Genomic DNA, 22,820 nt, shown 5'->3' with positions numbered 1-22,820 from the left:
TTAAGAACTTCGAAGGTGCCGAATGCCTATTTATGGCGAGCCTATAACCTTAAGTTATAGGGTGAGTATGGTTCTTCAATGAAGCGATAAATTGCTTAACGGAAATCGACTTAGGGGTGTGATCTGCGCAAAGCATCGATACCGAAAATTGGATGTCTGGTTGAAGTGACGACACACAAACCGAGTCGTCATTTTGATATTGCTCTGCCGTCCACGGATCAACAATCGCAAACCCCGCTTGGTGCTTCACCAGTTCCGCCGCCGCGCTATATCCACGTACCGATATAGGGTGGTGATAATGCTCATCGCGTGCAACAAGGCTTTGATGTAACAGCAGGCCTAATGGATCGCGGCTATCAAGCCCGATGATTGGTAGTGGATAATTGATCAGATCATCTAGCGTTAATTCTGTGGGTAGCTGTTCAACGGTGGGGGGTGGCACCAAAACCTTTAGTGATTCGGTTAATAGCGTTTCACTTAATATCGCAGGCGGTGCTTCATCGCCAAAAGCAATCGCAATATCTAGTTCATGCTTGAGTAAACCTTCACACAACTCATCACGGTTGGCTGTTAGTAACTCAAAAGAAATCTCTTGCTCGCGAGACATCTGGGCGATCACCGGAGTCAGCAATTTGGTGGCTAGAATCGGTGGCGCGCCAATGCGTAAATGCTGATGTCCTTGCTTGACTTTGTTGGTCAAAGCACGAAATTGCCCCAGTTGCTGATAGACCTTTTCCGCTTCTGGCAGCAAGGTTTTTGCTTCAATCGTTGGTACTAAGCGCCCTTTAACTCGTTCGAATAAGCCAAACCCGAGTTGTTGCTCGGTATGCGCCAAAATACGCGTCACGTTAGGTTGCGACACATGCAAACTACGCGCGGCTCCAGATACGGTTCCGGTCTGCATAATGGCGTAAAAGACTTCCAACTGTCTTAGGTTCACATTGATGTCCTTATGGTTCGCGAAACAAGTTTAGGCTTGATTTTCTGGTATTGTCTAAGCTGTTTATCGGTCTAGCTAGCTTTTTGCGTGAGTCTATTTTAGTAGCTCAGCTATCGCAGGTTGAAGTACCTCTGCCCAAACTTGATAAGCTTTAGCATTCAAATGTAGGTCATCACACGAGTACTCATTCGACAGAAGCTGATTAGGTGACAATACAGAATTCACATCTAAGAACGCAATGCCTTGCTGAGAACAGTACTCGCTTATCTTGCTATTGAGCAGTTCCACTGAAGGGTTCAAACCTTGCAGTTTAGAGCCAACATAAAGCGTTGATTGCACCAAGATTCGAATATCATTTTCTTGCCACACCTTAAGCATATCAATGTAGTTCTGGTAGATATGGTCGACATCATAACCCTGAGCTAAATCGTTTATCCCTGCCATAAAACATACAAGCTTTGGTTTCACATTCAACGTGGTATCAATACGGCGTAACATGCCTGCTGTGGTATCGCCCGCTAGACCACGATTGACCATCGAGACATCGCGGAAAATATCTGCCCAAGGTGCCCACTCGGTGATCGAATCACCAAACATCACTAAGTCCGCATTTGGAGAAAAATGGCGATGATTATCTGATGTCATGATGTAACGACTCATGCTGTGACCTCGCTGCTGAATCTCAGACTGAAGAGCGACTGCCTTGAGGATCTCGCTATCTGGCGTGGCGCTATCAAATTGAGCCAGTAATCCTTCGATATGAGGTTTAAAAGGGCTAAGACAAGTACTCAGTTGATGATGTTCTTTAAGGAAAGATAACCTCTCTAGTAATGCATACAGAGAGCGGTTTTGACCAACTTCTTGGAATAATTGATACAGATCGAGGACAGGGTGTTGCTGTAGCGCGGCAAGTAATCGCTTATCTTCCATGGTGTTATCTAACCCTTCAATTATCTAGTAATGAACTCAAGATAATATCTGATTGCGTACGGGATAGATAACACTAGAAGCAGAGAATTACTTTTCTTTGATCAGCAGGTGATTACGGTTATCTCGGCTTTTCTTGATCAGCTCGTTGCTCTCGTCCATTTCATCTGACTTAGCAAGGCGATCATAAAGCAGCACGTTAACTGTCGCAGCCAAGTTCATGCAGCCAACCGTTGGTACATAAACAACATGATCTGCCCTATCGGCGACATCTTGAGAAATAGAACCGTCTTCAGGGCCAAAGATATAGATAGCATTTTCTGGGTGTTTAAAACGCGGCAGTGGTGTTGCACCTTCAGCGAGTTCTACACAAACAATTTTCGTTTCTGAATCAAGGTTATCCAAAAACGACTCGACACCCGTTAGTGGGATAGTACGCGCAGCACTCTTGGTATCGGTGTGAAATTTAGCGGCTTTTTCGTAGCGTTGCCCTGTGTATTTAACTTCGTCGACTTGGTAACAACCAGCCGCGCGCATAACAGCACCAACGTTTGTCGGGCTCTTTGGGTTAGTTAAACCAATAGTCACATGGCTTTTGTTCATGAATCTTTCTCACTTAACGAATAGACATAGCAGGGTGCTACAAAGCGTCGCATTCTACCAAAGCAGCGGCAAATTCAAAAGCATCGTAACAAACCACTCTTTTCGTCATTAAGCCCCTAGTTGCAAGGCTTCTAACATCAAAAATCTAACCGCCATCATGTTTATAAAACAAAAACATTTCTGGATAACAATTCAACAACAAGTCCATTTACATTTTAAAACCACATTAATAATGTGTTGAAAATTGCATGAGATAATCACACAGGAAGCGTGACATGACCCTAACCATCAAAAACCGCCTTTATATTCTCTCTTTCATTCCGTTGCTACTAATGGCAATTGGCATGATGAGCGTGACGTATATGAAGAGCACCGAGCTAACCGCACAGCAAGTAGAATCGACGCGTAGCAATATGATGGCGATGAAGGAAAAGGAACTCAAAGCGTACCTACAAATGGCCTACTCTTCGATCAGCCCATTTTTGGATAAAGGTGCAACATTAGAAGAAGCCTTACCGACATTAAGAACATTAGAATATGGCGAGTCTGGCTATATTTTTGGTTATGACTCGAAAGGTGTGCGAGTCGTTGTCGGGCAAAATAACGATGGTATTGGTAACAACTACTACGACCTGCAAGACAAAAAAGGCAACTACCTTATTCGTGACCTGATCAAGAACTCAAAGCTTGGTGAGTTCACTACCTACTACTTTCCAAAACTTGGTCAGTCCGAAGCCCTGCCGAAACTGAGCTACTCGATATTTGTTCCCCAGTGGGACTTGATGCTGGGTACAGGTTTCTATACTGACGACATCGATGCGGTCATCGCAGAGATGAAAGAGAGCTCAAATGCTGCGTTACAAAGCTCATTGACGGCCATCGCTATATTCTGTGGTTTGATTGCCCTAGTAGTTGCTGTGTTTGCCGTTGCCGTCAACCGTACCATCATGCAACCACTCGAGCAGTTTGATCGTTCAATCAGCGCATTCGCGAGTGGCGAAGCTGACTTAACCGCTCGAATGGAAACCTTCAAAGCGCCCGAGTTCACTAAGCTCAGCGAGAACTTCAATGCCTTTGTAGCAAGCCTACAAACCATCATTCGCAGCGTAAGTGATGTCGGTCAGCAAGTCGTAGCCGAGACATCTAGCATGTCTTCTCGTGCTGCGCAGGTCGACGAGATTGCTACAGGGCAGCGTGAAGAGACAGAACAAGTTGCAACAGCGATGACTGAGATGACCACAACGGCGCAAGAGATCTCGAGCAACGCTAGCCAAGCGGCGGATTCCGCTAAACTTGCAGAGGGCAATGCCAAAGAAGCGCAACAGATAGTAAACGCCGCTGCAGATTCGGTGGCAGGCCTAGCGAGTGAAGTGTCAGAAGCGAACACCGTGGTGTCTCGTTTAGAAGGCGATGTTCAAAACATATCTTCTTCATTGGCGGTCATCCAAGACATTGCTGAGCAAACCAACCTACTCGCATTGAATGCCGCAATTGAAGCTGCGCGTGCGGGCGAACAAGGCCGTGGCTTTGCTGTAGTAGCCGATGAGGTTCGTAAGCTAGCAAGCCGAACTCAAGAGAGCACTGGCGACATTCACAAGATGATTGAGCAACTTAAAGCTGCCTCAGATGCTGCTGTGAAAGCGATGGATTCAAGTCAAAACCGAAGTGCGCAAACCGTGGAAGAAGCGAATGCCGCAGCCGAAGCACTGGCGAAGATCCAAGCGTCGATTGATACCATCATGGACATGAACTCGCTTATTGCTACAGCCACTGAACAGCAAAATATTGTCGGGCAAGAGATATCTCAACGCATCGTGGTGATTTCTGACCAAAGCTCACAATCGGCCGAACTCGCGAATCAAAACCGTACAGGTAGCCAAAACCTCAACGGTCGTGCAAATGAGCTGTACCACTTGGTAGATCGCTTCACCGTCTAATACATTTTCGGTTTAGTAAGCCGTAATCAAACGCGACTTAACCCTAAAACACGTCGGGCTTCAGAATCTCTATTCTGAAGCCCCAACTTTTTGAGTTATTCAATTTTATAACCAACAGAAAAGTCCCCGCCCCTATCCCTTTCACTCGCTATTTATCATCAGCTTTGAGTACCTATTTTCAGAAGTTGGTTAAGCTTATTGAGTTGTTCTAAATTATCGATTCGAGTAGAGGGACGTTGCATGTTTAATTCAGATAAGAAGAAGGTTCGCGATTTATTGATAGCCACTCGCTTTGGCGTATCGGCTTCGGAGATGAAAACCATTATTGGTGTAGAGCAGAACAAAGCGATGAAGTGTATCCTTCAACTTAAACAAGAAGGTGAAGACATTCGAACTCTTGGCGAAGGCACCAACCCAGATGAGTTGGTTTTATATTCCATAGGAGAAATTGAACCATAAGCTCGCTAAATTTTAGTCTGAGTTTGAGTTTTAGCTTCTAGACAGGTGGCGTTAAGCGGGCAATCGTGACACTTGGGTTCAGGATTACAGAACTGCTGACCATGTTCGACTAACAAACCATGATAGTAGCCGTACCTTTTGGTATCTAGTGGGATTACGCTTTCCATCAAGGCTCGAAATTTTTCATACGATTTGGGTACATCGAGTCCATTACGAGTGAATATCCTTCTTGCGTACGCATCAATCACAAAAGACGGCTTACCTATCGCATAAACCAGAATCGCGTCAGCCGTTTCACCACCAATTCCTTTGACTTCCAGTAGCTCTTTTCGCAGCTGATCTTTGTCCTGTTCGCGCACCACAGACATATCGTATTGGTACTTCGAAAACCACTCAGTCACGGCCTTCAACTTAATGGCTTTTTGATTATAGTAACCACTCGAACGAATCTTTTGGGCAAGATCATCAAGTTCCATCTCAGCGATTGACCTTGGGTCGAGCTTATCGCCTAAGTTGATGAGTGCTTTCTCTGCATTCTTCCAGTTGGTGTTCTGAACCAGAATAGCGCCTAACACTATCTCGTAAGGGTCTTCCCTTTGCCACCAATCAAAATAGCCATAGTGCTGCTCAAGGGAGTCAAACACGCTAAGGATCAGCTCGGCTTGACCCTTTGAATTGATGTGGCTTTGGGTCATAGAACTAATCCAGTTGCTCAGATAGGAAGTCCACTAACAAGCGAACCTTTGAAGACAGGTTACGGTTCTGAGGATAAAGCGCCCAGATCCCTTCTTTGTCATCTCGATAATCGGACAACACCTCAACCAACTCACCAGAATCAAGGTCTTCACTCACATAGTATTCAGGCAACTGCACCAAGCCAATGCTCTGCTTAGCTGCGTCTAACAATGCTAAACCACTGTTGCACTTAATACGTCCGTTAACACGAACTGAGCGAGGTCGGCCATTTTCTTTGAAACGCCAATGTTCAAATCCACCGACTAAACATTGGTGATTATTTAATTCAGACAATGTATGCGGCTCGCCATAACGTTCAATATATTCAGGGCTGGCACATACATAAAGTTGGCGTTGAGACAGCTTCTTCGCCACAAGGCTTGAATCTTCCAAACGGCCGAGACGAATCGCCACATCAACACCAGAATCGATGAGATCGAGCTTTTGATTGGTCAACATCAACTCTAGTTCTACCTGCGGGTGAAGCTTTAAGAATTGATGCAGTATTGGGGCGAGTTGGCGCTCGCCATAAGTCACAGGCGCGGTGACTTTCAGTAAGCCTTTGGGTGTGGATTGCATCTGCGTGACCGCAAGCTCAGCAATTTCTAAGCCCTCGACCAGCAACTTACATTGTTGGTAATAGAGTTGCCCGGCTTCTGTAAGAGAAACCTTTCGAGTCGTCCGATTGAGCAGTTTCACTGCGAGTCGTTCTTCGAGGTTTGCGACCCTCCGACTGATTTGAGCCACCGACGTAGCGAGCTTCTGCGCCGCACCAGTAAAGCTTTCACGCTCTGCCACTGCAACAAACTCACTTACCCCTTCCCAATTGGCCATGCCTTTACCTTATGCTGAACTTTGGTTACCCACACAGTGTATTGAAGTTAGATATCAGTGTCACCTTGCTTGATATGCGCTGCGCATAAATCTTCGGCACCTACAATCGGTCAAAATCATTCCAACCAACACCTGACATTTCTCCATATTCCTTACCTAATACTAACAAAATAGGCTTTCCCCCTGACACTCATCTTACCACTTCATTGATATGTTGGTTCTGTACCGGAACACAGGTATTCCAACAAAGTAAGGTAATCCTATGAAGAAATTAATCATACTTGCATCAACTCTTGTACTCAGCACCACGGCGTTTGCAGCAACTAAAACAACGATTCAAGAAACAACGCTAAAATCTGATACATTTGTTACTGAAGCGGAAGCATACGATGCAGGCACAAACCTTATGGATGAGTTAAGCGCAAAAACACCTTTTGAGCTTTCAAGAGAACTGCCACAGTTCCAACAGACAACCAAATACGATTCGTTCAAGATTGATGATGCGAATATGGAAGTGAAAAAAATCACTAACATGAACGGCGACATCCATTACCAAGCGAACGTAAAAGTTGACTACCGTTACACATACAAAGACGGTCGTAGCAGCTAACACTGAGTGAATGATTAGGTCTAAAAACCATTCACGCATTCAAAAAGAAAGCCCGCACTCACAGAGTACGGGCTTTTTTGTCGTTCAACGCTGATTAATGGGACTCAATACGAGCAACCATTATCAGCTCATATGCGTCTGTCTAATTTTGAAGATCACACTTCAAACTGAGACACAAGGCTATCTAGCGCTTCACACTGTTCGGCCAATGCCATACATGCATTTTCTGCGCTGCTCGCCATCTCAACCATTTGCATGGTGCTTTCAGCGATGCGTTGAACATTCTTATTCACTTCTTCAGACACTTGAGACTGTTGCGAAGCCGCCGTAGCGATTTGTGTGTTCATGTCATTCATCTTGCCGATTGAGTTGCGAATCTCACTCAATGAAGACGCCGCAGTCCCTGCCTGAACTATGGTTTTTTCGCCACTCACTTTGCTTTCAGTCATTACACCAACCGCGTGTTTCGCGCCAACTTCTAAACGTTCAATCATTGATTGGATTTCGCCAGTGCTGTCTTGAGTTTTGCTCGCAAGCGCACGAACTTCATCAGCTACAACCGCAAAGCCACGACCTTGTTCACCGGCACGTGCTGCTTCAATTGCCGCATTCAATGCAAGCAGGTTGGTTTGTTCTGCAATGCCTTTGATCACGCCAAGGATTGAGGCGATGTTCTTCACGTCTGTGTCCAGTTCTTGAACCACACAACCCGCGTTCTCGATATCTTGCGCCAGGCGTTCAATCGAAGTAACAGTTAAGCCAAGCGTAGTATCAGCCGATTCCACTTCATGGTTTGCTACGTTACTCGCGGTTGCAGCGTCTAATGCATTACCACTCACCACTTCACTGGTTGCTTGCATTTCATGGACTGCCGCCGCGACTACTTCACTTTCACGCTGCTGATTTGAAGAGAACTCAGCAACACTCTGAGTTAACGATTTAATGTTTTCCATCTCAGCGCGTACCGCATTCGAAGTGAAAATAACTTGTTCGACGGTGACATGGATCTTGCCAACAAACTGGTTGAAGGCAGAACTCAAACGAGCAATCTCATCATTACCTTCGACCTTCATACGTTGAGATAAGTTACCGTCTCCCGATGCGATCTCATTCATTGCTTTCTCTACGTTCTGGATTGGCTGAACGATAAAGCGATTTGATAACCACATCGCGAAAAGTGCAGCGAAAACAGCAACCGCCATACCCACTTCAATGATCAACTTACTCGATTCAATAGAGTCATCCGCTTGCTGGCGAAGCTCTTTCTGTTTCAGTTCGATCAGAGTTCGAATATCGCGCAGTTGAGTACGAATGATCGCAAACTCAGCATCGAGCGCTGTCGAGTAATCAATATTGTATTGGTCTGCGTTTGCCGGATCAGCGAACATTGGCTCGTGCAGTGCCACCCACTTGCTCATCGCGTTTACAAGCTTTGATAACTCGCCACGTGAAGATGGATCCAACACGCCCGCTTGATACAAGGTTTCGACACTTTGAAAACGAGGAACCGCTTTGTAAGCGTTGTCTTTAAATTCAAACTTTTGGTACTCGATCGCCGCTTGGTCTTTAGCAAGTAACAGACCTTGTGCCGAAGCGATAATTTGGTAGATATCTCGGTAGCCATCTTCTAGGTTATCTAGCACTGGCTGAACCAAATTATTGAGCTCGTTATTAATCGCAGCTTGAGCATTTGATCTGATAACGTTGAGCACAGTAACGGTAGAAAAAACAATCACAATCACCAACAGCGGGATCGCGATTTTACTCTTAATCGAAAGATTATTGATATTCATTGGGGTTAATAACCACACTTAAAATAGGGATGCGCGCGCAATATACAGCACACATATGCAATCTCACTAAGGATTTGTGAGCCCCATCTCATAGCAAACGATGTCGTTGATTTCCGTGGTGATTATTCAACCAGAGGTTAACTCTCAAACGTTAAGGTATGCTCTGATTTAGACTTATTTTCCGCTGAGTACGCGCAAGTACTGGAGAAGTGTGAGAAATAGCACCATAATGTAGGGCTCTAAAATAAGTAGGTAAGAACATGAAAATTTGTGGTGTTGAAATCAAAGGTAACGATGCAGTCATCTGTCTTCTTTCTCTATCAGATGGTGTATTTAACATTCCTGATTGCCGAGTTTCTAAAGTTTCAATTAGCGACGCAAACGACACACAGAATATGAAAGACTTTCAATTCTCTTTTGCAAAGTTAATGGAAGATTACCAAGTAGACAAAGTTGTGATTCGTCAACGCCAAACTAAAGGCAAATTTGCTGGCGGTGGCTTTGGTTTCAAACTAGAAGCAGCGATTCAACTGATCGACGGCCTAGACGTAACCGTTGTATCACCTGCAGACATCAAAGAGAGCCTTAAGCGTAACCCTCTAATGATGAAGTTCAAAGAAACTGGCCTTAAGCAATACCAAGAAGCACCGTTTACAACGGCATACGCTTGCTTGATGAAGCGCTAATCAAAAGTCGCTAGCCAATATTTGATACAGAAAGAGCCTGAATATTCAGGCTCTTTTTTGTTTCTAGTCATCAACTTTAAGTAGAGTGAGTTTTGGTATACAAACTACCGCTCTAACACTGTTCGTCTGCGAGTCTTAATTAACTCAGGCTTCCTCACCACCAAATAAACCGCGGCGGCGGACAAGGCGAAGCCCATTGCACCATAGATGTCGAACGACTCACCGAAGATAAGCCAAGCTTGAATAGCGGTCGTCGGTGGAACGAGATAGAACACCGATGCCACACTTGAAGATGCACCATGTTCTACCATGTAAAGCAGCAAGAGGATGGCAACACAAGACAGAACAACCACCAGCCAAATTAGAGTCAACGTGAACTCTACAGTCCAGTTTACCTGCATCGTTTCGTAACGCATTGCGAACGGCAGAAACAACGCCGCAGAAGCCAAGTATTGCACCATCGCACCGCCGACCATATCTGTCCCCTGACAAAAGCGCTTCTGATACAGAGTCCCGCAGGTAATACCCACCAAAGAAACTAAACACAATAAAGTTGCCAAGCCTTTTTGGTCGTCTGATTGCCATTCAATATTGCCCATCAACACCAAACTGATACCCGCAAAACCAAGCGCTAAGCCCAGCCACTGCGCGAAATTAAAACGCTGTGAAGTACAACTGATCATAATCAAGGCGGTAAGAATCGGTTGTAAGCCAACAAGTAAAGAACTCAACCCGGCAGGCATACCCATATCAATCGCCAGATAGGTGCCACCAAGGTAGAAACCATGAATCAAGATGCCGACCACACTAGCGTGGAAGAATGCTCGACCACGAGGAATACGACGCTTAAGGATTGCAATCAAAACTAAGAACAGCGCCACGTTGGCTACCATCCTCAATGAAAGTAATGTTGCGGGTTCCGCGTATTCCACACCAAGACGTGCGCCAACAAAGCCTGACGACCACAATATTACAAACACAAACGGAATCATTTTAATCAGCATTACAAACCTCTGGTCAACTCTTCATCAATGCTGTTACCTTAGTTGGGTACAGATAACTAATAAAGATACAGATATAACACTTTAAATGGTTACAGATTGAGAGTGAGCAACGGGGGGAGAAAAACGTGGAAGCAGAACTCAACGGCAATAAATACCTTGCTACCGAACAACATATTAAGGCTCAGATCGATAAAGGACTCTTTCATCCAGACGATCGCCTTCCCTCGATCCGCCAGTTAAGCGAACAGCTTGGCGTAAGCAAAAATACAGTGATTCGCGCCTATCAAGAACTGGAAGCCACAGGCTGGGTTTATTCAGTACCTAAATCTGGCTATCGCGTGAAAGCACCGAACACCACCAGCTGGGATGCATCAAGCCAACCTCAAAAAGTCGATCTGTTGTCTGTCACTAAATCGGTACTCTCTCGCCCGAAAGGCCGTCTGAAACTGTTGGCAGGCTCCGCGCACCCGAACATCAACAATCCTGCGATTCGTAGCTTATATGCCGAGATTGGCCGCCATAGCCGTTTGCAAACTCAGCTTCCCGGTTATTACCAACTCCCCCCCGGCGACGAGCAATTAGTAAAGCAATTGTTAAAGATCACCCATGATCTTGGTGTACCTGCGGGATCGAAAGAGATTGCGGTTACTCATGGTGCTCAACAGGCGATCAGTTTGGCACTACGTGCGCTCACCAAGCCCGGCGACATCGTGGCGGTCGAGTCGCCCTGTTATTTCGGTAATCTACTTTTACTTGAATCACTTGGCTTGCAAGCCCTTGAAATCCCAAGCAGCGTTAGCCACGGTATTGATATACCATCACTACAGAGTGCGTTGGACAAATGGGAAGTGAAAACCTTACTGCTAACGCCAAACTTTACTAACCCAACCGGCTCAAGAATGCCATTGGCGAATCGAAAAGCATTACTGGAGATCACAGGATCTTTACCAATTATCGAAGACGATGTGTTCGGTAGCTTGGCATTCGATACACAAATCGCTAGCCTCAAAGAGCTTGATGACCAAGATAGAGTCATCTACGTCAACTCATTGTCTAAAACCTTAGACTCACGCTTGCGAATCGGTTGGTTACTGTCGGGGCGCTACCAACCTTTGGTCGAAAAGTACCTTTTATGCGACAACATGGGCAGCTCAAACCTGATGCAATCCGCTGTGGGGCAATTCCTCACGACCGGTAAATATCGCAGTCACTTATCCAAAATGAAACGGCTCTACCAAACCAACCAAAAGCAATTCCAAAGCCTGTTAATACAAGCACTAGATAGCTACCCTCACCTTGTCGGGCAATACCATCTATCAAAACCGGAAGGCTCTTTTTTAAACTGGATAACACTGCCTGAATCGGTCGATAGCTATTCGGTCTATCAAGATTGTTTGAAACATAAACTCGGGATCTTACCCGGAACAGTATTTGGCACCAACGACCAATATAAACACTGCTTGCGCTTCACTGTCGCTAACATTGAAGAGACCAAAGAGTGGAAAGAAGGGGTTGTGACACTAGCCAAGATAATCGCTAAACACGTACGTTAGATCTTTCCAGTATTCGACTAATATTTTCGTCCAGAGTTAATAGCTTTGACCTTACTAACATATTAAACATTAGAGATTCGCTACACTCGCAGCCTTTCGATGCTTGGCAGAATTAAACGTGGCAACAATAAAAGATGTAGCAGCACTTGCAGGGGTTTCAACAGCAACGGTTTCTCGTGTATTAAACCGAACCTGCTACGTTGAACCTATCACGCTAGAGCGCGTAGAACGTGCAGTAAAAGAGCTCAATTACCACAAAGATGCTCGCGCAACAGCCTTGGCCAGTAGAAGCAGCAATACGCTTGGATTGCTGACAGGCAACCTTGCCGATCCATTTTTTGCGCTGGTCGCGAAGAGTGTCGAGGAAGTGGCTAGAACCAATGGCTATCAATTGGTCGTGGTAAGTGGCGGACACAATGCTCAGCGAGAAAAAGAAGGCCTCGACTTTCTTATCAGCCAAGGTTGTGAAGCAATGGTCATTCATTCAAAGATGCTCGATGACACCACATTGCTGCGTTACTCCGCTCAATTACCTGCTATGGTTTTACTCAACCGCACGATTGCTCAAATATCGAATCGATCGGTATGGGTAGATAATAAACTCGGATCTCAAATATCAGTGCAGCACCTCATCGAGATGGGTCATCGGAAAATCGCCTATGTCTCGAGCGACCTTCCAATCCAAGACAGAACAGACCGTTTACAAGGCTACCAAGAAGCTATGAAAGCGGCCAATATCGAAATACAACCTAACTGGATCATCAACCAAAACTTTAGTGAATCAGGTGGTGAAGCGGCAGGTGACATCTTGGTAAACCAATGCCCAGAGGTCACAGCCGCAGTCACCTTCAATGATGTAATGGCTGCAGGCTTAATGACTAGCTTGCAAGATCAAGGCATCTCGGTTCCCAACGATATTTCAGTCATCGGCTTTGATGATGTTTTGCTCGCTCGCTACCTTTACCCTCGGTTAACCACCATGCACAACCCTATCGACGAGATGTCGACTTATGCGGCTAACCTTGCCATAAAACTTAAAGCCGCAGGATACGCTCCTCCTAAGCAACATAAATTCGAAGCGACACTGGTTGAAAGGCAGACGGTTAAGTCAATCAAGCACTAAAATGAGACAAAATGTGACCAGAATCTCATGCACACACCTCATGTAACCGCTTACATGAAAACAGCATTGAAGTCGCACTTTCGATTTTAGAGCACGCTTATTATCCATTCCGAACAAACCCTACATTCACCTGAGGACAACAAATATGAATAACTCAAAGCCTCTCCCATCGTTCGGATTAGCATTAGCACCTATAGTCGTTATGTTTGCGCTGCTTGCTATTGGATACGGTGTTTTAGGACTTCGCATTGAAGTTCTGCTACTCATTTCTGCGACTTTCACTGCATGTATTGCTTGGAAGATGGGCTACAACTGGGATGACATCATCAACGCCATTGTTGAGAAACTCGCAAAAGCGATGCCTGTTATCTTGATATTAGTTTCGGTGGGCGGTCTTATCGCAAGCTGGATGATCAGTGGCACCATCCCTTACATGGTCTACTGGGGACTTAAAGTCATCAGTGCTGAATACATACTGATTGCTGCCTTTTTTGTTACTTCTGTTGTCTCTGTATGTACTGGTACATCTTGGGGATCTGCGGGTACCGTTGGTGTTGCACTGATGGGCGTTGCGGCGGGTTTAGATGTGTCACTGGCTGCAGCTGCCGGCGCTGTTGTCTCTGGTGCATACTTTGGTGACAAGATCTCTCCTCTTTCTGATTCAACAAACTTTGCGCCTGTCGTTGCAGGCACCACATTGTACGAACATATTCAGCACATGCTTTACACAACGCTGCCTGGTTTTGTGATTGCTTCTGCTGTCTTTTTCTTCGCTGGCCAAAGTGCAGATATCGCGAACGTAGGTGAACCAGAAAAGGTCACTCAAATTCTTGCGGGACTGGATAGCCTATACAACTTCAATATCCTTTTGATCATCCCACCAGTCATGATTCTGTGGGGCGCACTCACCAAAAAGCCTGTTCTACCACTGATGTTAGGTGCCTCTGCTCTTGCGATTGTATTAGGTATGGTTCTACAAGGTTTCTCTCTACAACAAGGCTTCCAAGCTTATGTCGATGGCTTCAATGTCGCTCTGTTTGAAGCGAAAGGTACAGCGATTGATGGACTAATTCCTGATGTGTCCAAGCTGCTAAACCGTGGTGGTTTGTTCTCAATGATGAGCACCATCCTACTGGTTTTCTGTGCGTTCTCTTTTGCAGGTGTTCTAAGCCTAACCGGTGCATTAAATGTGGTACTAGGTCGTTTCTTGCATATGATTCACTCAACAGGACAACTTATCGCATCAACAGTGATCGCGACAATTACAGTCGTTTTCACAACATCTGACGGCAAACTAGCCCTTCTTATTCCAGGTGAATTATTCCAAAACGCTTACCGTAAAATGGGGCTAGACACTAAAAACCTATCTAGAACCATCGAAGATGCAGGCACAATCATCGAACCACTGGTTCCTTGGACTGCTGCAGGTATTTACATGGCGAGTACACTAGGTGTTGCAACGCTAGATTACCTACCTTGGGCAATCCAATGTTACACCGGTGTCGTTTTCGCTCTGATTTATGGCTTCACTGGGTTTGGTATTGCACGTGCAAAGCCTGAACAATCAGAAGACTCCGTAGAAACTTCTCTAGCTCACAGCACTAAGTAAGGCTCACATCCTATGAATTCTTTCGACAATACGATTAACCGCCGAAACACAGGATCGGTAAAGTGGGACTTTATGGAGCAGAAGCTTGGCTTAGAAGGCACCGACTTGCTACCTATGTGGGTGTCTGACTATGATTTTCAAGCACCTCAACAAGTATTAGAACGGTTAGCTCAAGATATTTCGCATGGTATTTTTGGTTACTCAGAACGTCAAGATGACTACTACCAAGCCGCGATCGATTGGTTTAAAAACCAACATCAAACAGAAATCAAACGGGATTGGATTACAACGGTGCATGGCGTTTTGCCCGGTATTGCTATGGCGTTGCAAATGCTCACGCAAGTGAATGATCAAATAGTTATTCAAAGTCCGGGCTACGGTTCATTCCGTAAGATCATCGAACTAAATGATCGTAAGGTGTTGAACAACCCATTGATTGAATCAGAAGGTCATTACCAGCTTGATTTCGCACATTTGGAAGACTGCTTTGCGAGTGGTGCCAAAGCGTTGATTTTCTGCAACCCACACAACCCAACAGGCAGAGCATGGAGCGAGCAAGAAATAATGCAAGTTGCCAAGCTTTGCCAAAAATACGATGTGTGGCTAATCAGTGATGAAATTTGGAGTGACCTAGCACTCGCACCGAATACATTTCATTCAACATTGAAACTACCAAGTCCGCTAACCAACAAGCTTATTGTGGCGACTGCGGCCAGTAAGACTTTTGGCTTGTCATCATTGAGAATCTCTAACTTCATCATCCCCAATGCAGAATTGAAGGAGCAGTTTGTTCGCCGTTTGGATGCTCATGGCATGGATTGCTTCAACAACCTATCAATGTCAGCGGCAACCACTGCTTATCAAGAGTGTGAAACTTGGTTAGAGGACTTAAAGCAATATCTGCAAGACAACATAGAAACGCTGAACGGATTCCTAAAAACAGAGTTGCCTCATATTCGTTTCACAAAACCCGAAGCGACTTACCTTGCATGGCTTGATTGCCGTGCAATGAAACTAAGTGATACTGAGCTTGAGCAAAAACTCATTGCAGCCGGAATTGTACCGAGTATGGGGTATGCCTTTGGCGAGGAAGGCTCAGGGTTTATTCGATTGAATCTAGGGTGTCCTGCAGAAGTATTAGCAGACGCTTTGGTGCGACTTAAAGTAGCATTTAGTGAAGATAGGTAAGCAATAAGAAAACGTAACCCAATCCAAACAACAAAGCCCCATTCAACTGAGTGGGGCTTTCATCATTAACATATCTTGGGTTGCTTAAATACGATGGTTAGTTAAATGCGATTAACCTTGCCAAGCGAACTGTTCAAATACTTTGTCTACAGGCGTTTTAGCAACGTGGTTTACGTAGTTACTGATCACTTTCTGAGACAGGCCAAGAATCACTTCTAGCACTTGTTGCTGACCGTAGCCCGCTTCGAAAAATGCTGCCATTTCACTTTCAGGCACATTGCCGCGGTTGCGTACCATGCTCAGTGTAAAATCATGCAGTGCTTGCAGCTTTTCTGTTGGCATTGCGGTGCGATTACGCAGTGCTTCGGTGATTGCAGGATCAACCTTCATTGTATGTGCGATACCTGTGTGTGCAGGAACACAGTAGTGACATTCGTGTTCAACGTTGATGGTTTGCCAAACAACCGTTAGCTCTTCAGCATCGAAAGATGAGTCACTAAACGCCTGATGAAGCTGGGTGTAAGCCTTAAGTGTGTTTGGAGATTCAGCCAACACACCAAACAAGCCCGGCACTCTGCCCATCTGCTTTTTAGCGCCTTCAAGAATAGGTTGGCTTTGCTCTGGCGCGGATTCTACTGAGTGAATTTTGAAGTTGCTCATGGCTCTATCCCTATCAATTTACAGTTCTAAAGTTATTCAGTCGCGGAGCAATTAATGAATGTTCTCCGTTGGTGTGAAAACAATATAGATCAAATAAGAACGATCGTTCAAGTATTATTTTGAACACTCATTCAAAAATCAAATTAGAACCTTTCGAATATCTTTTGTTCATAACAAGAAAGCCCAACAGGCAACACCTGATGGGCTTTCTTGATTTCTCAATTTTTATTAAAGCGGTTACCAATATTCGGCATGAGCCAAAGCTTCAACACAGCTCGACTTTCCACTTGTTACTTTGATGTCACCACCAGTCAACGATTGAGCTAACCAACCGTGAGGGAAACTCAATTCAAAGGGCGCAGGGACCTGCTCAACGGTAATTCGTCCAAAGCCCACTTTTGAATAGTAGTCAGGATCACCGTACGTCACTGCAAGCTCAACACCTTGTTCAGTCAGAACCTGCAAACCAAAGTTAATCAGTTTCTGGCCAATACCGCGCTTTTGCATCTGAGTGCTCACCGCCACTGGTGAAAGCAAATATGCCTTGGTTTCATCGTCAAATGAAAGCGGCGTAAAGATAATCGCGCCTACAATAGTGCTATCCGCATCCGACTCACTAGAATCATCTTCAGCGACAAAGCAAAGTAGCTCTGTCGGAGCTGTTGTCGTTAAAAGATCGTTGGCAAGCTTACCCACGGTTTTACCTTCGTTCTCGCCTTCTGAATCCGTAAAGGTCTGAGTGAAAACTTGAGTGATTGTTTCGATTTCGTTTGAATTATATTGTCTAAATTTCATGGTGTTACTCACTTACTTTAATTTCTTGAGCACAAAGAACTGATAATCAAAGTCACGTTGATTAGAAACTTTAGAAGGCTGTTGATCCAATCCGCTCTTTTGTGTGCTGCTATCGAAAAATTGTTTAACTTCATTGTCGCAATCTACCAGCGCTTTTGAGTTCGGCATCGTTGCTTTAAGCGCTTCTACTCGCTTTTGAAAGGGCTGGTAATACGCAAGCCAACCAGCATCGCTCATTGCAAAGTGATCCAAAACTTCATAACCCGCAGCTTGTGCCTGTTTAATTCGTTCTGAAACCGTCGTCATGTCTGGGTACTCTTTTTGCCAGAACGCTTTGCTCGATTCGTTAGGTTGTTCGGTATTCCACACCAAATCATTGACGACCAATATGCCCTCATCACTGAGTAAATTTCGCCACTGCTTTAGCGCCTTTTCAACACCCATGATGTAAGCGCTGCCTTCCGACCAAATTAGGTCAAACGACTTAGCTTCAAACGGTAGATCCATCATGCTCGCGCATACGGTTTTGACGTTGCTTTCTAAGCCAAGAGCCTGTGCTTGCTGAGTCAGAATATCTAAACTCGGCTGATCATTATCTACCGCCGTTATTTGCACATCCGCTTGATGTTCTACTATGGCTTTCGCTAACACATAGGTGGCAATACCTTTACCGCAACCGATCTCAAGCACACGTTTGGGATAAACTGGAACGTGTGCCAGTGCCGCCAAAGTATCTTCCGCTGTTCCTGGCCCTAAACGCTGTAAACCCTCAAAGATCACCTCAAAATCCGCCATGTACTGGTCATGATCGTTCATGTCTTTTGAAAGCCATTTCAGTCGCAGTGCTTGCTTCTCATCAAAGCCTTGCTTAATTAGCCAGTCGAGATGCGCATCAGGCGCCACTTTGTCCATCGACTCATGCCAATCTTGCAAACCACTCTCGCCTAACAGAGCCGATAAAAGATCTCTCGAACGCTGTTTCTGAGCGATCTCTTCGTCTAATTGTTCGAGTCGGTTTTGCAACAAAGAGCGGTCAACCTTGGCATCCAAACAGGCCTGACACTCTTTCAACGTCAGGCCACCCGCTTGTAACTGCTGCAACAACTTCACACGCTGCAAGTCGCGTTCGGAATAACTTCGATAACCATTACTGGTGCGTTGAGCTTCTATCAAACCCAACTTTCCATAGTACAAAAGCGTTGAACGGCTCAAGCCAACGAGCTCCGCTAATTCAGATATGCGATACATGCACTTCTCCCTCATTTCTATCTATAAGATAAACTATGAAGTTGTAGTCAGGTCAACACTCAATTAAGCATTTTTCTCATCTTGTTTAGCTTCAAACTGGTAACGCTCTTTGGCATGTCTTTTAGCGATAAGCTTTTCCTTTTATGACTAGCCATCATTCTCGCTGAACGTCTCTTTAATTGAGGCGTACATTAAGCCGCTAATGACACAAAGAGCTCCCATAATTAAATAGCCGGCACTCATACCAAACAGCTTCACGCTTATCCCCGCAATCAAGTAAGTAAAAAACCACCAGAAATGCGTTAAAGAGAAGTGAGCAGCAAAATACGGGGCGGTATCTTCTCCCTCACATACTTGGGTGATCAATAGGCCTGCGGAAGTTTGAATACAAGACATTCCAACGCCCATGGCTAAACACATGACGCCAAAGCCAACCCAACCGGGTGTGAAACTGCCAACGGCAAAAGAGGCGCAAATCGTCAGCAATCCTATCCAATGAAAATGTTGCGGCGAGTGACTCTCTAACCACTTGGGTAACCGCAGTGCCATAAGCATGGAACCCAAACCAACGACCATCATTGCTAATGCGGTTTGCGTTTCGTCACCATGCAGCACTTCGTGTACGTAGATAACCGTATTCACTAGCACCATCGCAGAAGCACTGGCCGCGGCAAGATACGCAAACCACAGAGCTCTCAACTTAGGTTTATTCAAGTAATTACGCAGTGCTTGCACCGCGCTGGTCTTTTTCGTTTTATGCGCTGATTCTGTCACTCGTTTCAAATTTGGTAATGTACACAGTAAGATCAACACACCAGACAGCAGAAAAGTGGCCGCATCGAGCATGAATAACTGTCTAAAACCAATTAAGCTCAACAATAGAGCCGTTAGCATTGGGCTAAAGATCTGTTCGAGATCATAAGCCATTCGGCTGAACGACAATGCTTTCGCGTACTGCGTTTTATCCACCAAGACCAAAGGTAGCGTTGATTGAAACAAGGGAGTAAAACCCGCAGAACACGCATTGATGAGAAACATCAACACATAGACTTCCCACACTTCGGTGACAAACGGTAAACAGACAAACAACAGCGCCCTAATCAAATCCAGCGCGAACAAAGTCCTTCGTTTCGGTAACTTATGTGCGATTGCACCAAATACTGGCGCGAGTCCTATGTACGCCAACATCTTCAAAGCAAATGCAATACTCAGCACCATCCCTGCTTCATCACCCGACAGCTCATACGCGAGCAAAGCTAAGCAGATGGAGCTCATTCCTGTGCCGACTAACGATATGATTTGAGCAGACAGTAAGCGAATATAATCTCTATTGCGCCACATTGGAGTAATGTCCGTTCTAGTACTCATTCGCTTACCTCAATCCGACCTACTAAGTCAGAGAATAGACCACGTAACCAAAGTTGAATGCTGTCCCAAAGTCGTACCACCCAAGATCCTTGTTCTACAGATTGCTCTGCCACTAAAGCGAAACTTGCCACCGTATTACCGTTACTCTTCCAAACAACTTGTCCCACTTCATCCCCTTGCTTAATAGGTGCGAGCAGCGGTTCAGTCATGACCACCGATTTTTGCAGCGAATCGACTAACCCTCTTGGCATGGTCAGGTACGCATCTTCGGCGATCTTGGCACCGACTTGTTCTGTATTCCCCTTCCAAACTCGCACCTGAGACTCTATTCGATCCTCTTTCATCACTTGTTTGGTGTCGTAAAAACGAAACCCATAACTCAATAGATTCTTTGAGGCAGAGGTTCGCGCTTGTGGGCTAGTGGTGCCCATAACGACCGATATCAAGCGCATCCTCCCTTCCGTCGCCGAGCTGACTAAGCTGTAACCCGCATTTTCGGTATAGCCCGTTTTGCCGCCATCGACATTAATTGACTTGTCCCAAAGCAGCTTGTTTCGGTTGTATTGAGTGATCTTATTCCAAGTAAACCGACGCTCTTGATATAAAGCATAAACGTCAGGTACATCTCGAATAATCGACTTCATCAAAATCGCCATATCCAACGGAGAGGTTTGGATTCCTTCGCCATCTAAACCATGCGCATTCACAAAGTTAGTATCTTGCAACCCAAGTGACTTCGCCCAACCATTCATTAGGCTAACAAAGGCTTGTTCACTCCCCGCGATGTGCTCTGCCAGTGCGACAGAAGCATCGTTACCCGATTGAACGATCACCCCTTTCATAAGATTTGAAACTGAAATCTCGTCCCCAGGCTGAATAAACATCTTGGATGACTCTGAGAACTTTGCCGACCACGCGTTTTCACTGACCGAGACTTTATCCTGCCATGTCAATCGACCGGCTTTGATCTCTTGTCCAACGACGTAAGCCGTCATTAATTTGGTCAAACTGGCAGGGGCTAAAATGGCACGTGAGTTTTGCTCTGCAATGATGCTCCCCGATTGGAAATCCATCAAAACATAACCTTTGGCCGCCAACTCAGGCGGGTTCGGGGTTACCACAGCGAAGCTTGGAGCACTCATTCCCGCTAACAATAAGTAAGTCAACGCTCTCGCCCAGCGAAGCTTTTCTTTCAGAAGCCTTTCTTTTAGTTTCTTTTTAACCTTTGCTACCGCAGCTAATGACGAGGAGACACTGAGCTTCAATATAGAAATCTGACTCATAACACTTCCTCCAAAGTCAGTGCGGCAACATCGCCAATATAGCGTTGGCGACCAACTTGATTCGTCGTGATGTACTGGTGCGTTTCTGAGCCTTTACCACACACTAAGATAAGGTCACCGCCGCGACTCAGTTGTTTGGCTAATTGAATGGCTTCATAGCGGTCGCTAATCTCATAGCAAAGCGTGGGGCTAACTTGCGAAGTTAACGCACGAAAAATATCCTCTTGCATCTCACCCAACGGATTATCGGAAGTAAAAATAACAACATCAGAATGGGTAGCGCATAGTTTGCCAATATCAGCAGCATCTCGTATCCGGTCGCCAGTCACACCAACGACAGTAATCACTCGCTTAGCCGACTGGGATTGGATGCCTTGATAGAGAGCCGATAGACCATCAAAGTTATGTGCGTAATCAACTAAAGCCAATGCGCCATTATCAAGCGACAGATATTTTGAACGTCCATCCGGCGCAACAACGCTATTCAAGGCATTCGCGATATCAGCTAGCGACCAATTCAGTGCCAACAATGTTGCTGCCATTGCTAAGGTATTTTCAACGTTAAACAGAAAAGGCAGTTGGCTGAAAACGCGCTCTTTGTTGCCTTGATTATTGAGACTGAAGGTGGCGCCAAATGGCTCAACGTTCAAATCTTCGACATAAAGATCCGCATCTGAATTATTCATTGAGAACGTTAGGACATTCACTCGACTGCTTGCTCGCTCTATCGCGACATTGGCGTGGGGATCATCAAGGTTAATCACAGCGGTGCCAGTGGGTTGAATGCGATCTAGGATCTGCAGCTTAGCCTGAACATAACCATCCAGTGTTTTATGATAATCAAGGTGGTCGCGGCCAATATTGGTGATCACTCCAACAGACAGCGGCACAAACCCTGCTCTATCTTGCACCAACGCATGGCTGCTCAGCTCCATAACATTATCAGTGACCTGCGCATCCGCCATATCTTTGAATAAGTTCAACAATGTCACGCTGTCTGGCGTGGTATTACTCAATTCTTGTTTGTTACCCGCATATTCAACACCCAGTGTTCCAATATAAGCGCTCTGTCGATTGGTCTTTAGAACCTGATTCAAGCCATGAGCTACAGTCGTTTTTCCGTTTGTGCCCGTAATACCAATATGGCGAATTTTCTTATGCGGATACTGATAAAAAGCCTTAATGAGCAGCAAGCTTTGGTAATAGCTTCCCGTTACGAATACTGGTACCGATGCCGATATAGGTTTTGTTGCAATGATGGCAACCGCACCATTGGTAATTGCACTTTCAATATAACGATGACTATCATGACTCGTCCCTTCACGACAAACGAATACATCCTGACACTGAACGTGTTCACTGTTTGTTGAGAAGCGCCTAATTGACAATGCGCCCAGTTGTTTTAAGAAGCTTTTCAATGTCTCGCTCAACATGCATTTATCTTTTCTGTTAGCTAGGAATTATT

Annotated in this window: 21 protein-coding genes; 8 read left to right on the top strand and 13 right to left on the bottom strand. The window is 45.3% G+C overall.

What is annotated here, in order from left to right:
- Positions 1-49: 49 nt before the first annotated feature.
- The 3 genes from AB4484_RS21810 to AB4484_RS21800 all read right to left on the bottom strand — a co-directional run bounded on the left by AB4484_RS21810 (position 50) and on the right by AB4484_RS21800 (position 2,470).
- Complete coding sequence (locus tag AB4484_RS21810; RefSeq protein WP_372080385.1) at positions 50-940, bottom strand: LysR family transcriptional regulator; 891 nt, start codon at positions 938-940, stop codon at positions 50-52.
- 93 nt (positions 941-1,033) lie between these two features.
- Positions 1,034-1,870 (bottom strand): SGNH/GDSL hydrolase family protein, encoded by an 837-nt coding sequence (locus AB4484_RS21805; RefSeq protein ID WP_372080383.1) that lies wholly within the window; start codon positions 1,868-1,870, stop codon positions 1,034-1,036.
- 87 nt (positions 1,871-1,957) lie between these two features.
- Positions 1,958-2,470: an RNA methyltransferase gene (locus tag AB4484_RS21800; protein ID WP_017111519.1), complete on the bottom strand. Its 513-nt coding sequence runs from the start codon at positions 2,468-2,470 to the stop codon at positions 1,958-1,960.
- 275 nt (positions 2,471-2,745) lie between these two features.
- On the opposite strand from AB4484_RS21800, the gene AB4484_RS21795 reads away from it, so the two are divergent.
- Entirely contained in the window at positions 2,746-4,407 is a 1,662-nt protein-coding gene (locus AB4484_RS21795) for a methyl-accepting chemotaxis protein (RefSeq protein WP_372080381.1), read from the top strand.
- A gap of 240 nt (positions 4,408-4,647) precedes the next feature.
- A complete protein-coding gene (locus AB4484_RS21790) occupies positions 4,648-4,866 on the top strand; it encodes a hypothetical protein (protein WP_372080379.1) in 219 nt (72 codons plus the stop codon).
- Positions 4,867-4,871: 5 nt separating this feature from the next.
- On the opposite strand, the gene AB4484_RS21785 is transcribed toward AB4484_RS21790, so the two are convergent.
- Both AB4484_RS21785 and AB4484_RS21780 read right to left on the bottom strand, forming a co-directional pair.
- A complete protein-coding gene (locus AB4484_RS21785; RefSeq protein WP_372080377.1) occupies positions 4,872-5,561 on the bottom strand; it encodes an endonuclease III domain-containing protein in 690 nt (229 codons plus the stop codon).
- A 4-nt stretch (positions 5,562-5,565) separates the two neighbouring features.
- On the bottom strand, positions 5,566-6,435 hold the full coding sequence (locus AB4484_RS21780) for a LysR family transcriptional regulator (protein WP_048611669.1): 870 nt from the start codon (positions 6,433-6,435) through the stop codon (positions 5,566-5,568).
- 262 nt (positions 6,436-6,697) lie between these two features.
- Between AB4484_RS21780 and AB4484_RS21775 the strand changes: the two genes are divergently transcribed.
- Positions 6,698-7,045, top strand: coding sequence for a DUF3316 domain-containing protein (locus AB4484_RS21775; protein WP_048613063.1), 348 nt, complete (start codon positions 6,698-6,700; stop codon positions 7,043-7,045).
- A 155-nt stretch (positions 7,046-7,200) separates the two neighbouring features.
- Here the strand turns inward: AB4484_RS21775 and AB4484_RS21770 are convergent, their stop codons facing one another.
- Positions 7,201-8,838: a methyl-accepting chemotaxis protein gene (locus AB4484_RS21770; protein ID WP_372080375.1), complete on the bottom strand. Its 1,638-nt coding sequence runs from the start codon at positions 8,836-8,838 to the stop codon at positions 7,201-7,203.
- 260 nt (positions 8,839-9,098) lie between these two features.
- Here AB4484_RS21770 and AB4484_RS21765 point away from each other — a divergent pair, with 260 nt between their 5' ends.
- Positions 9,099-9,524 carry a DUF3010 family protein gene (locus AB4484_RS21765; RefSeq protein ID WP_017069797.1) on the top strand — a complete coding sequence of 142 codons (426 nt, stop codon included), beginning with the start codon at positions 9,099-9,101 and terminating at the stop codon, positions 9,522-9,524.
- A 104-nt stretch (positions 9,525-9,628) separates the two neighbouring features.
- Here the strand turns inward: AB4484_RS21765 and AB4484_RS21760 are convergent, their stop codons facing one another.
- The gene (locus AB4484_RS21760; protein WP_333911865.1) at positions 9,629-10,528 is read right to left on the bottom strand and encodes a DMT family transporter; all 900 of its coding nucleotides are present in this window, start codon (positions 10,526-10,528) and stop codon (positions 9,629-9,631) included.
- A 125-nt stretch (positions 10,529-10,653) separates the two neighbouring features.
- On the opposite strand from AB4484_RS21760, the gene AB4484_RS21755 reads away from it, so the two are divergent.
- From AB4484_RS21755 to AB4484_RS21740, 4 genes are all read left to right on the top strand, one after another.
- On the top strand, positions 10,654-12,081 hold the full coding sequence (locus AB4484_RS21755) for a PLP-dependent aminotransferase family protein (protein WP_372080373.1): 1,428 nt from the start codon (positions 10,654-10,656) through the stop codon (positions 12,079-12,081).
- A gap of 118 nt (positions 12,082-12,199) precedes the next feature.
- Positions 12,200-13,204 (top strand): LacI family DNA-binding transcriptional regulator, encoded by a 1,005-nt coding sequence (locus tag AB4484_RS21750; RefSeq protein ID WP_048611949.1) that lies wholly within the window; start codon positions 12,200-12,202, stop codon positions 13,202-13,204.
- 145 nt (positions 13,205-13,349) lie between these two features.
- The gene (nhaC, locus tag AB4484_RS21745; RefSeq protein ID WP_372080371.1) at positions 13,350-14,813 is read left to right on the top strand and encodes a Na+/H+ antiporter NhaC; all 1,464 of its coding nucleotides are present in this window, start codon (positions 13,350-13,352) and stop codon (positions 14,811-14,813) included.
- A 12-nt stretch (positions 14,814-14,825) separates the two neighbouring features.
- Complete coding sequence (locus AB4484_RS21740) at positions 14,826-16,001, top strand: MalY/PatB family protein (RefSeq protein ID WP_372080369.1); 1,176 nt, start codon at positions 14,826-14,828, stop codon at positions 15,999-16,001.
- A gap of 111 nt (positions 16,002-16,112) precedes the next feature.
- Here AB4484_RS21740 and AB4484_RS21735 read toward each other — a convergent pair whose 3' ends face one another.
- The 6 genes from AB4484_RS21735 to AB4484_RS21710 form a co-directional block, all read right to left on the bottom strand.
- Positions 16,113-16,661 carry a carboxymuconolactone decarboxylase family protein gene (locus AB4484_RS21735; RefSeq protein ID WP_372080367.1) on the bottom strand — a complete coding sequence of 183 codons (549 nt, stop codon included), beginning with the start codon at positions 16,659-16,661 and terminating at the stop codon, positions 16,113-16,115.
- 237 nt (positions 16,662-16,898) lie between these two features.
- Positions 16,899-17,468: a GNAT family N-acetyltransferase gene (locus tag AB4484_RS21730; protein WP_372080365.1), complete on the bottom strand. Its 570-nt coding sequence runs from the start codon at positions 17,466-17,468 to the stop codon at positions 16,899-16,901.
- Positions 17,469-18,704 carry a MerR family transcriptional regulator gene (locus AB4484_RS21725; RefSeq protein ID WP_372080363.1) on the bottom strand — a complete coding sequence of 412 codons (1,236 nt, stop codon included), beginning with the start codon at positions 18,702-18,704 and terminating at the stop codon, positions 17,469-17,471.
- A 147-nt stretch (positions 18,705-18,851) separates the two neighbouring features.
- The gene (locus tag AB4484_RS21720; RefSeq protein WP_372080361.1) at positions 18,852-20,072 is read right to left on the bottom strand and encodes an MFS transporter; all 1,221 of its coding nucleotides are present in this window, start codon (positions 20,070-20,072) and stop codon (positions 18,852-18,854) included.
- Positions 20,069-21,214, bottom strand: coding sequence for a D-alanyl-D-alanine carboxypeptidase family protein (locus AB4484_RS21715; RefSeq protein ID WP_372080426.1), 1,146 nt, complete (start codon positions 21,212-21,214; stop codon positions 20,069-20,071). The genes AB4484_RS21720 and AB4484_RS21715 overlap by 4 nt, the downstream gene beginning before the upstream one ends.
- 137 nt (positions 21,215-21,351) lie before the next feature.
- The gene (locus tag AB4484_RS21710; protein ID WP_372080359.1) at positions 21,352-22,788 is read right to left on the bottom strand and encodes a Mur ligase family protein; all 1,437 of its coding nucleotides are present in this window, start codon (positions 22,786-22,788) and stop codon (positions 21,352-21,354) included.
- Positions 22,789-22,820 lie beyond the last annotated feature (32 nt).

It is taken from the genome of Vibrio sp. 10N.261.46.A3, assembly GCF_041472995.1.
In the GTDB taxonomy this organism is placed as follows: domain Bacteria; phylum Pseudomonadota; class Gammaproteobacteria; order Enterobacterales; family Vibrionaceae; genus Vibrio; species Vibrio coralliirubri.
This window is presented reverse-complemented; position numbering and strand designations above follow the sequence as displayed.

Coding starts and splice junctions, on each gene's coding strand:
- AB4484_RS21800 (WP_017111519.1), bottom strand. CDS start 2,470: ATGAACAAAAGCCATGTGACTATTGGTTTAACTAACCCAAAGAGCCCG.
- AB4484_RS21760 (WP_333911865.1), bottom strand. CDS start 10,528: ATGCTGATTAAAATGATTCCGTTTGTGTTTGTAATATTGTGGTCGTCA.
- AB4484_RS21715 (WP_372080426.1), bottom strand. CDS start 21,214: ATGAGTGCTCCAAGCTTCGCTGTGGTAACCCCGAACCCGCCTGAGTTG.
- AB4484_RS21740 (WP_372080369.1), top strand. CDS start 14,826: ATGAATTCTTTCGACAATACGATTAACCGCCGAAACACAGGATCGGTA.
- AB4484_RS21765 (WP_017069797.1), top strand. CDS start 9,099: ATGAAAATTTGTGGTGTTGAAATCAAAGGTAACGATGCAGTCATCTGT.
- AB4484_RS21805 (WP_372080383.1), bottom strand. CDS start 1,870: ATGGAAGATAAGCGATTACTTGCCGCGCTACAGCAACACCCTGTCCTC.
- AB4484_RS21785 (WP_372080377.1), bottom strand. CDS start 5,561: ATGACCCAAAGCCACATCAATTCAAAGGGTCAAGCCGAGCTGATCCTT.
- AB4484_RS21770 (WP_372080375.1), bottom strand. CDS start 8,838: ATGAATATCAATAATCTTTCGATTAAGAGTAAAATCGCGATCCCGCTG.
- AB4484_RS21735 (WP_372080367.1), bottom strand. CDS start 16,661: ATGAGCAACTTCAAAATTCACTCAGTAGAATCCGCGCCAGAGCAAAGC.
- nhaC (WP_372080371.1), top strand. CDS start 13,350: ATGAATAACTCAAAGCCTCTCCCATCGTTCGGATTAGCATTAGCACCT.
- AB4484_RS21775 (WP_048613063.1), top strand. CDS start 6,698: ATGAAGAAATTAATCATACTTGCATCAACTCTTGTACTCAGCACCACG.
- AB4484_RS21795 (WP_372080381.1), top strand. CDS start 2,746: ATGACCCTAACCATCAAAAACCGCCTTTATATTCTCTCTTTCATTCCG.
- AB4484_RS21725 (WP_372080363.1), bottom strand. CDS start 18,704: ATGTATCGCATATCTGAATTAGCGGAGCTCGTTGGCTTGAGCCGTTCA.
- AB4484_RS21720 (WP_372080361.1), bottom strand. CDS start 20,072: ATGAGTACTAGAACGGACATTACTCCAATGTGGCGCAATAGAGATTAT.
- AB4484_RS21710 (WP_372080359.1), bottom strand. CDS start 22,788: ATGTTGAGCGAGACATTGAAAAGCTTCTTAAAACAACTGGGCGCATTG.
- AB4484_RS21790 (WP_372080379.1), top strand. CDS start 4,648: ATGTTTAATTCAGATAAGAAGAAGGTTCGCGATTTATTGATAGCCACT.
- AB4484_RS21780 (WP_048611669.1), bottom strand. CDS start 6,435: ATGGCCAATTGGGAAGGGGTAAGTGAGTTTGTTGCAGTGGCAGAGCGT.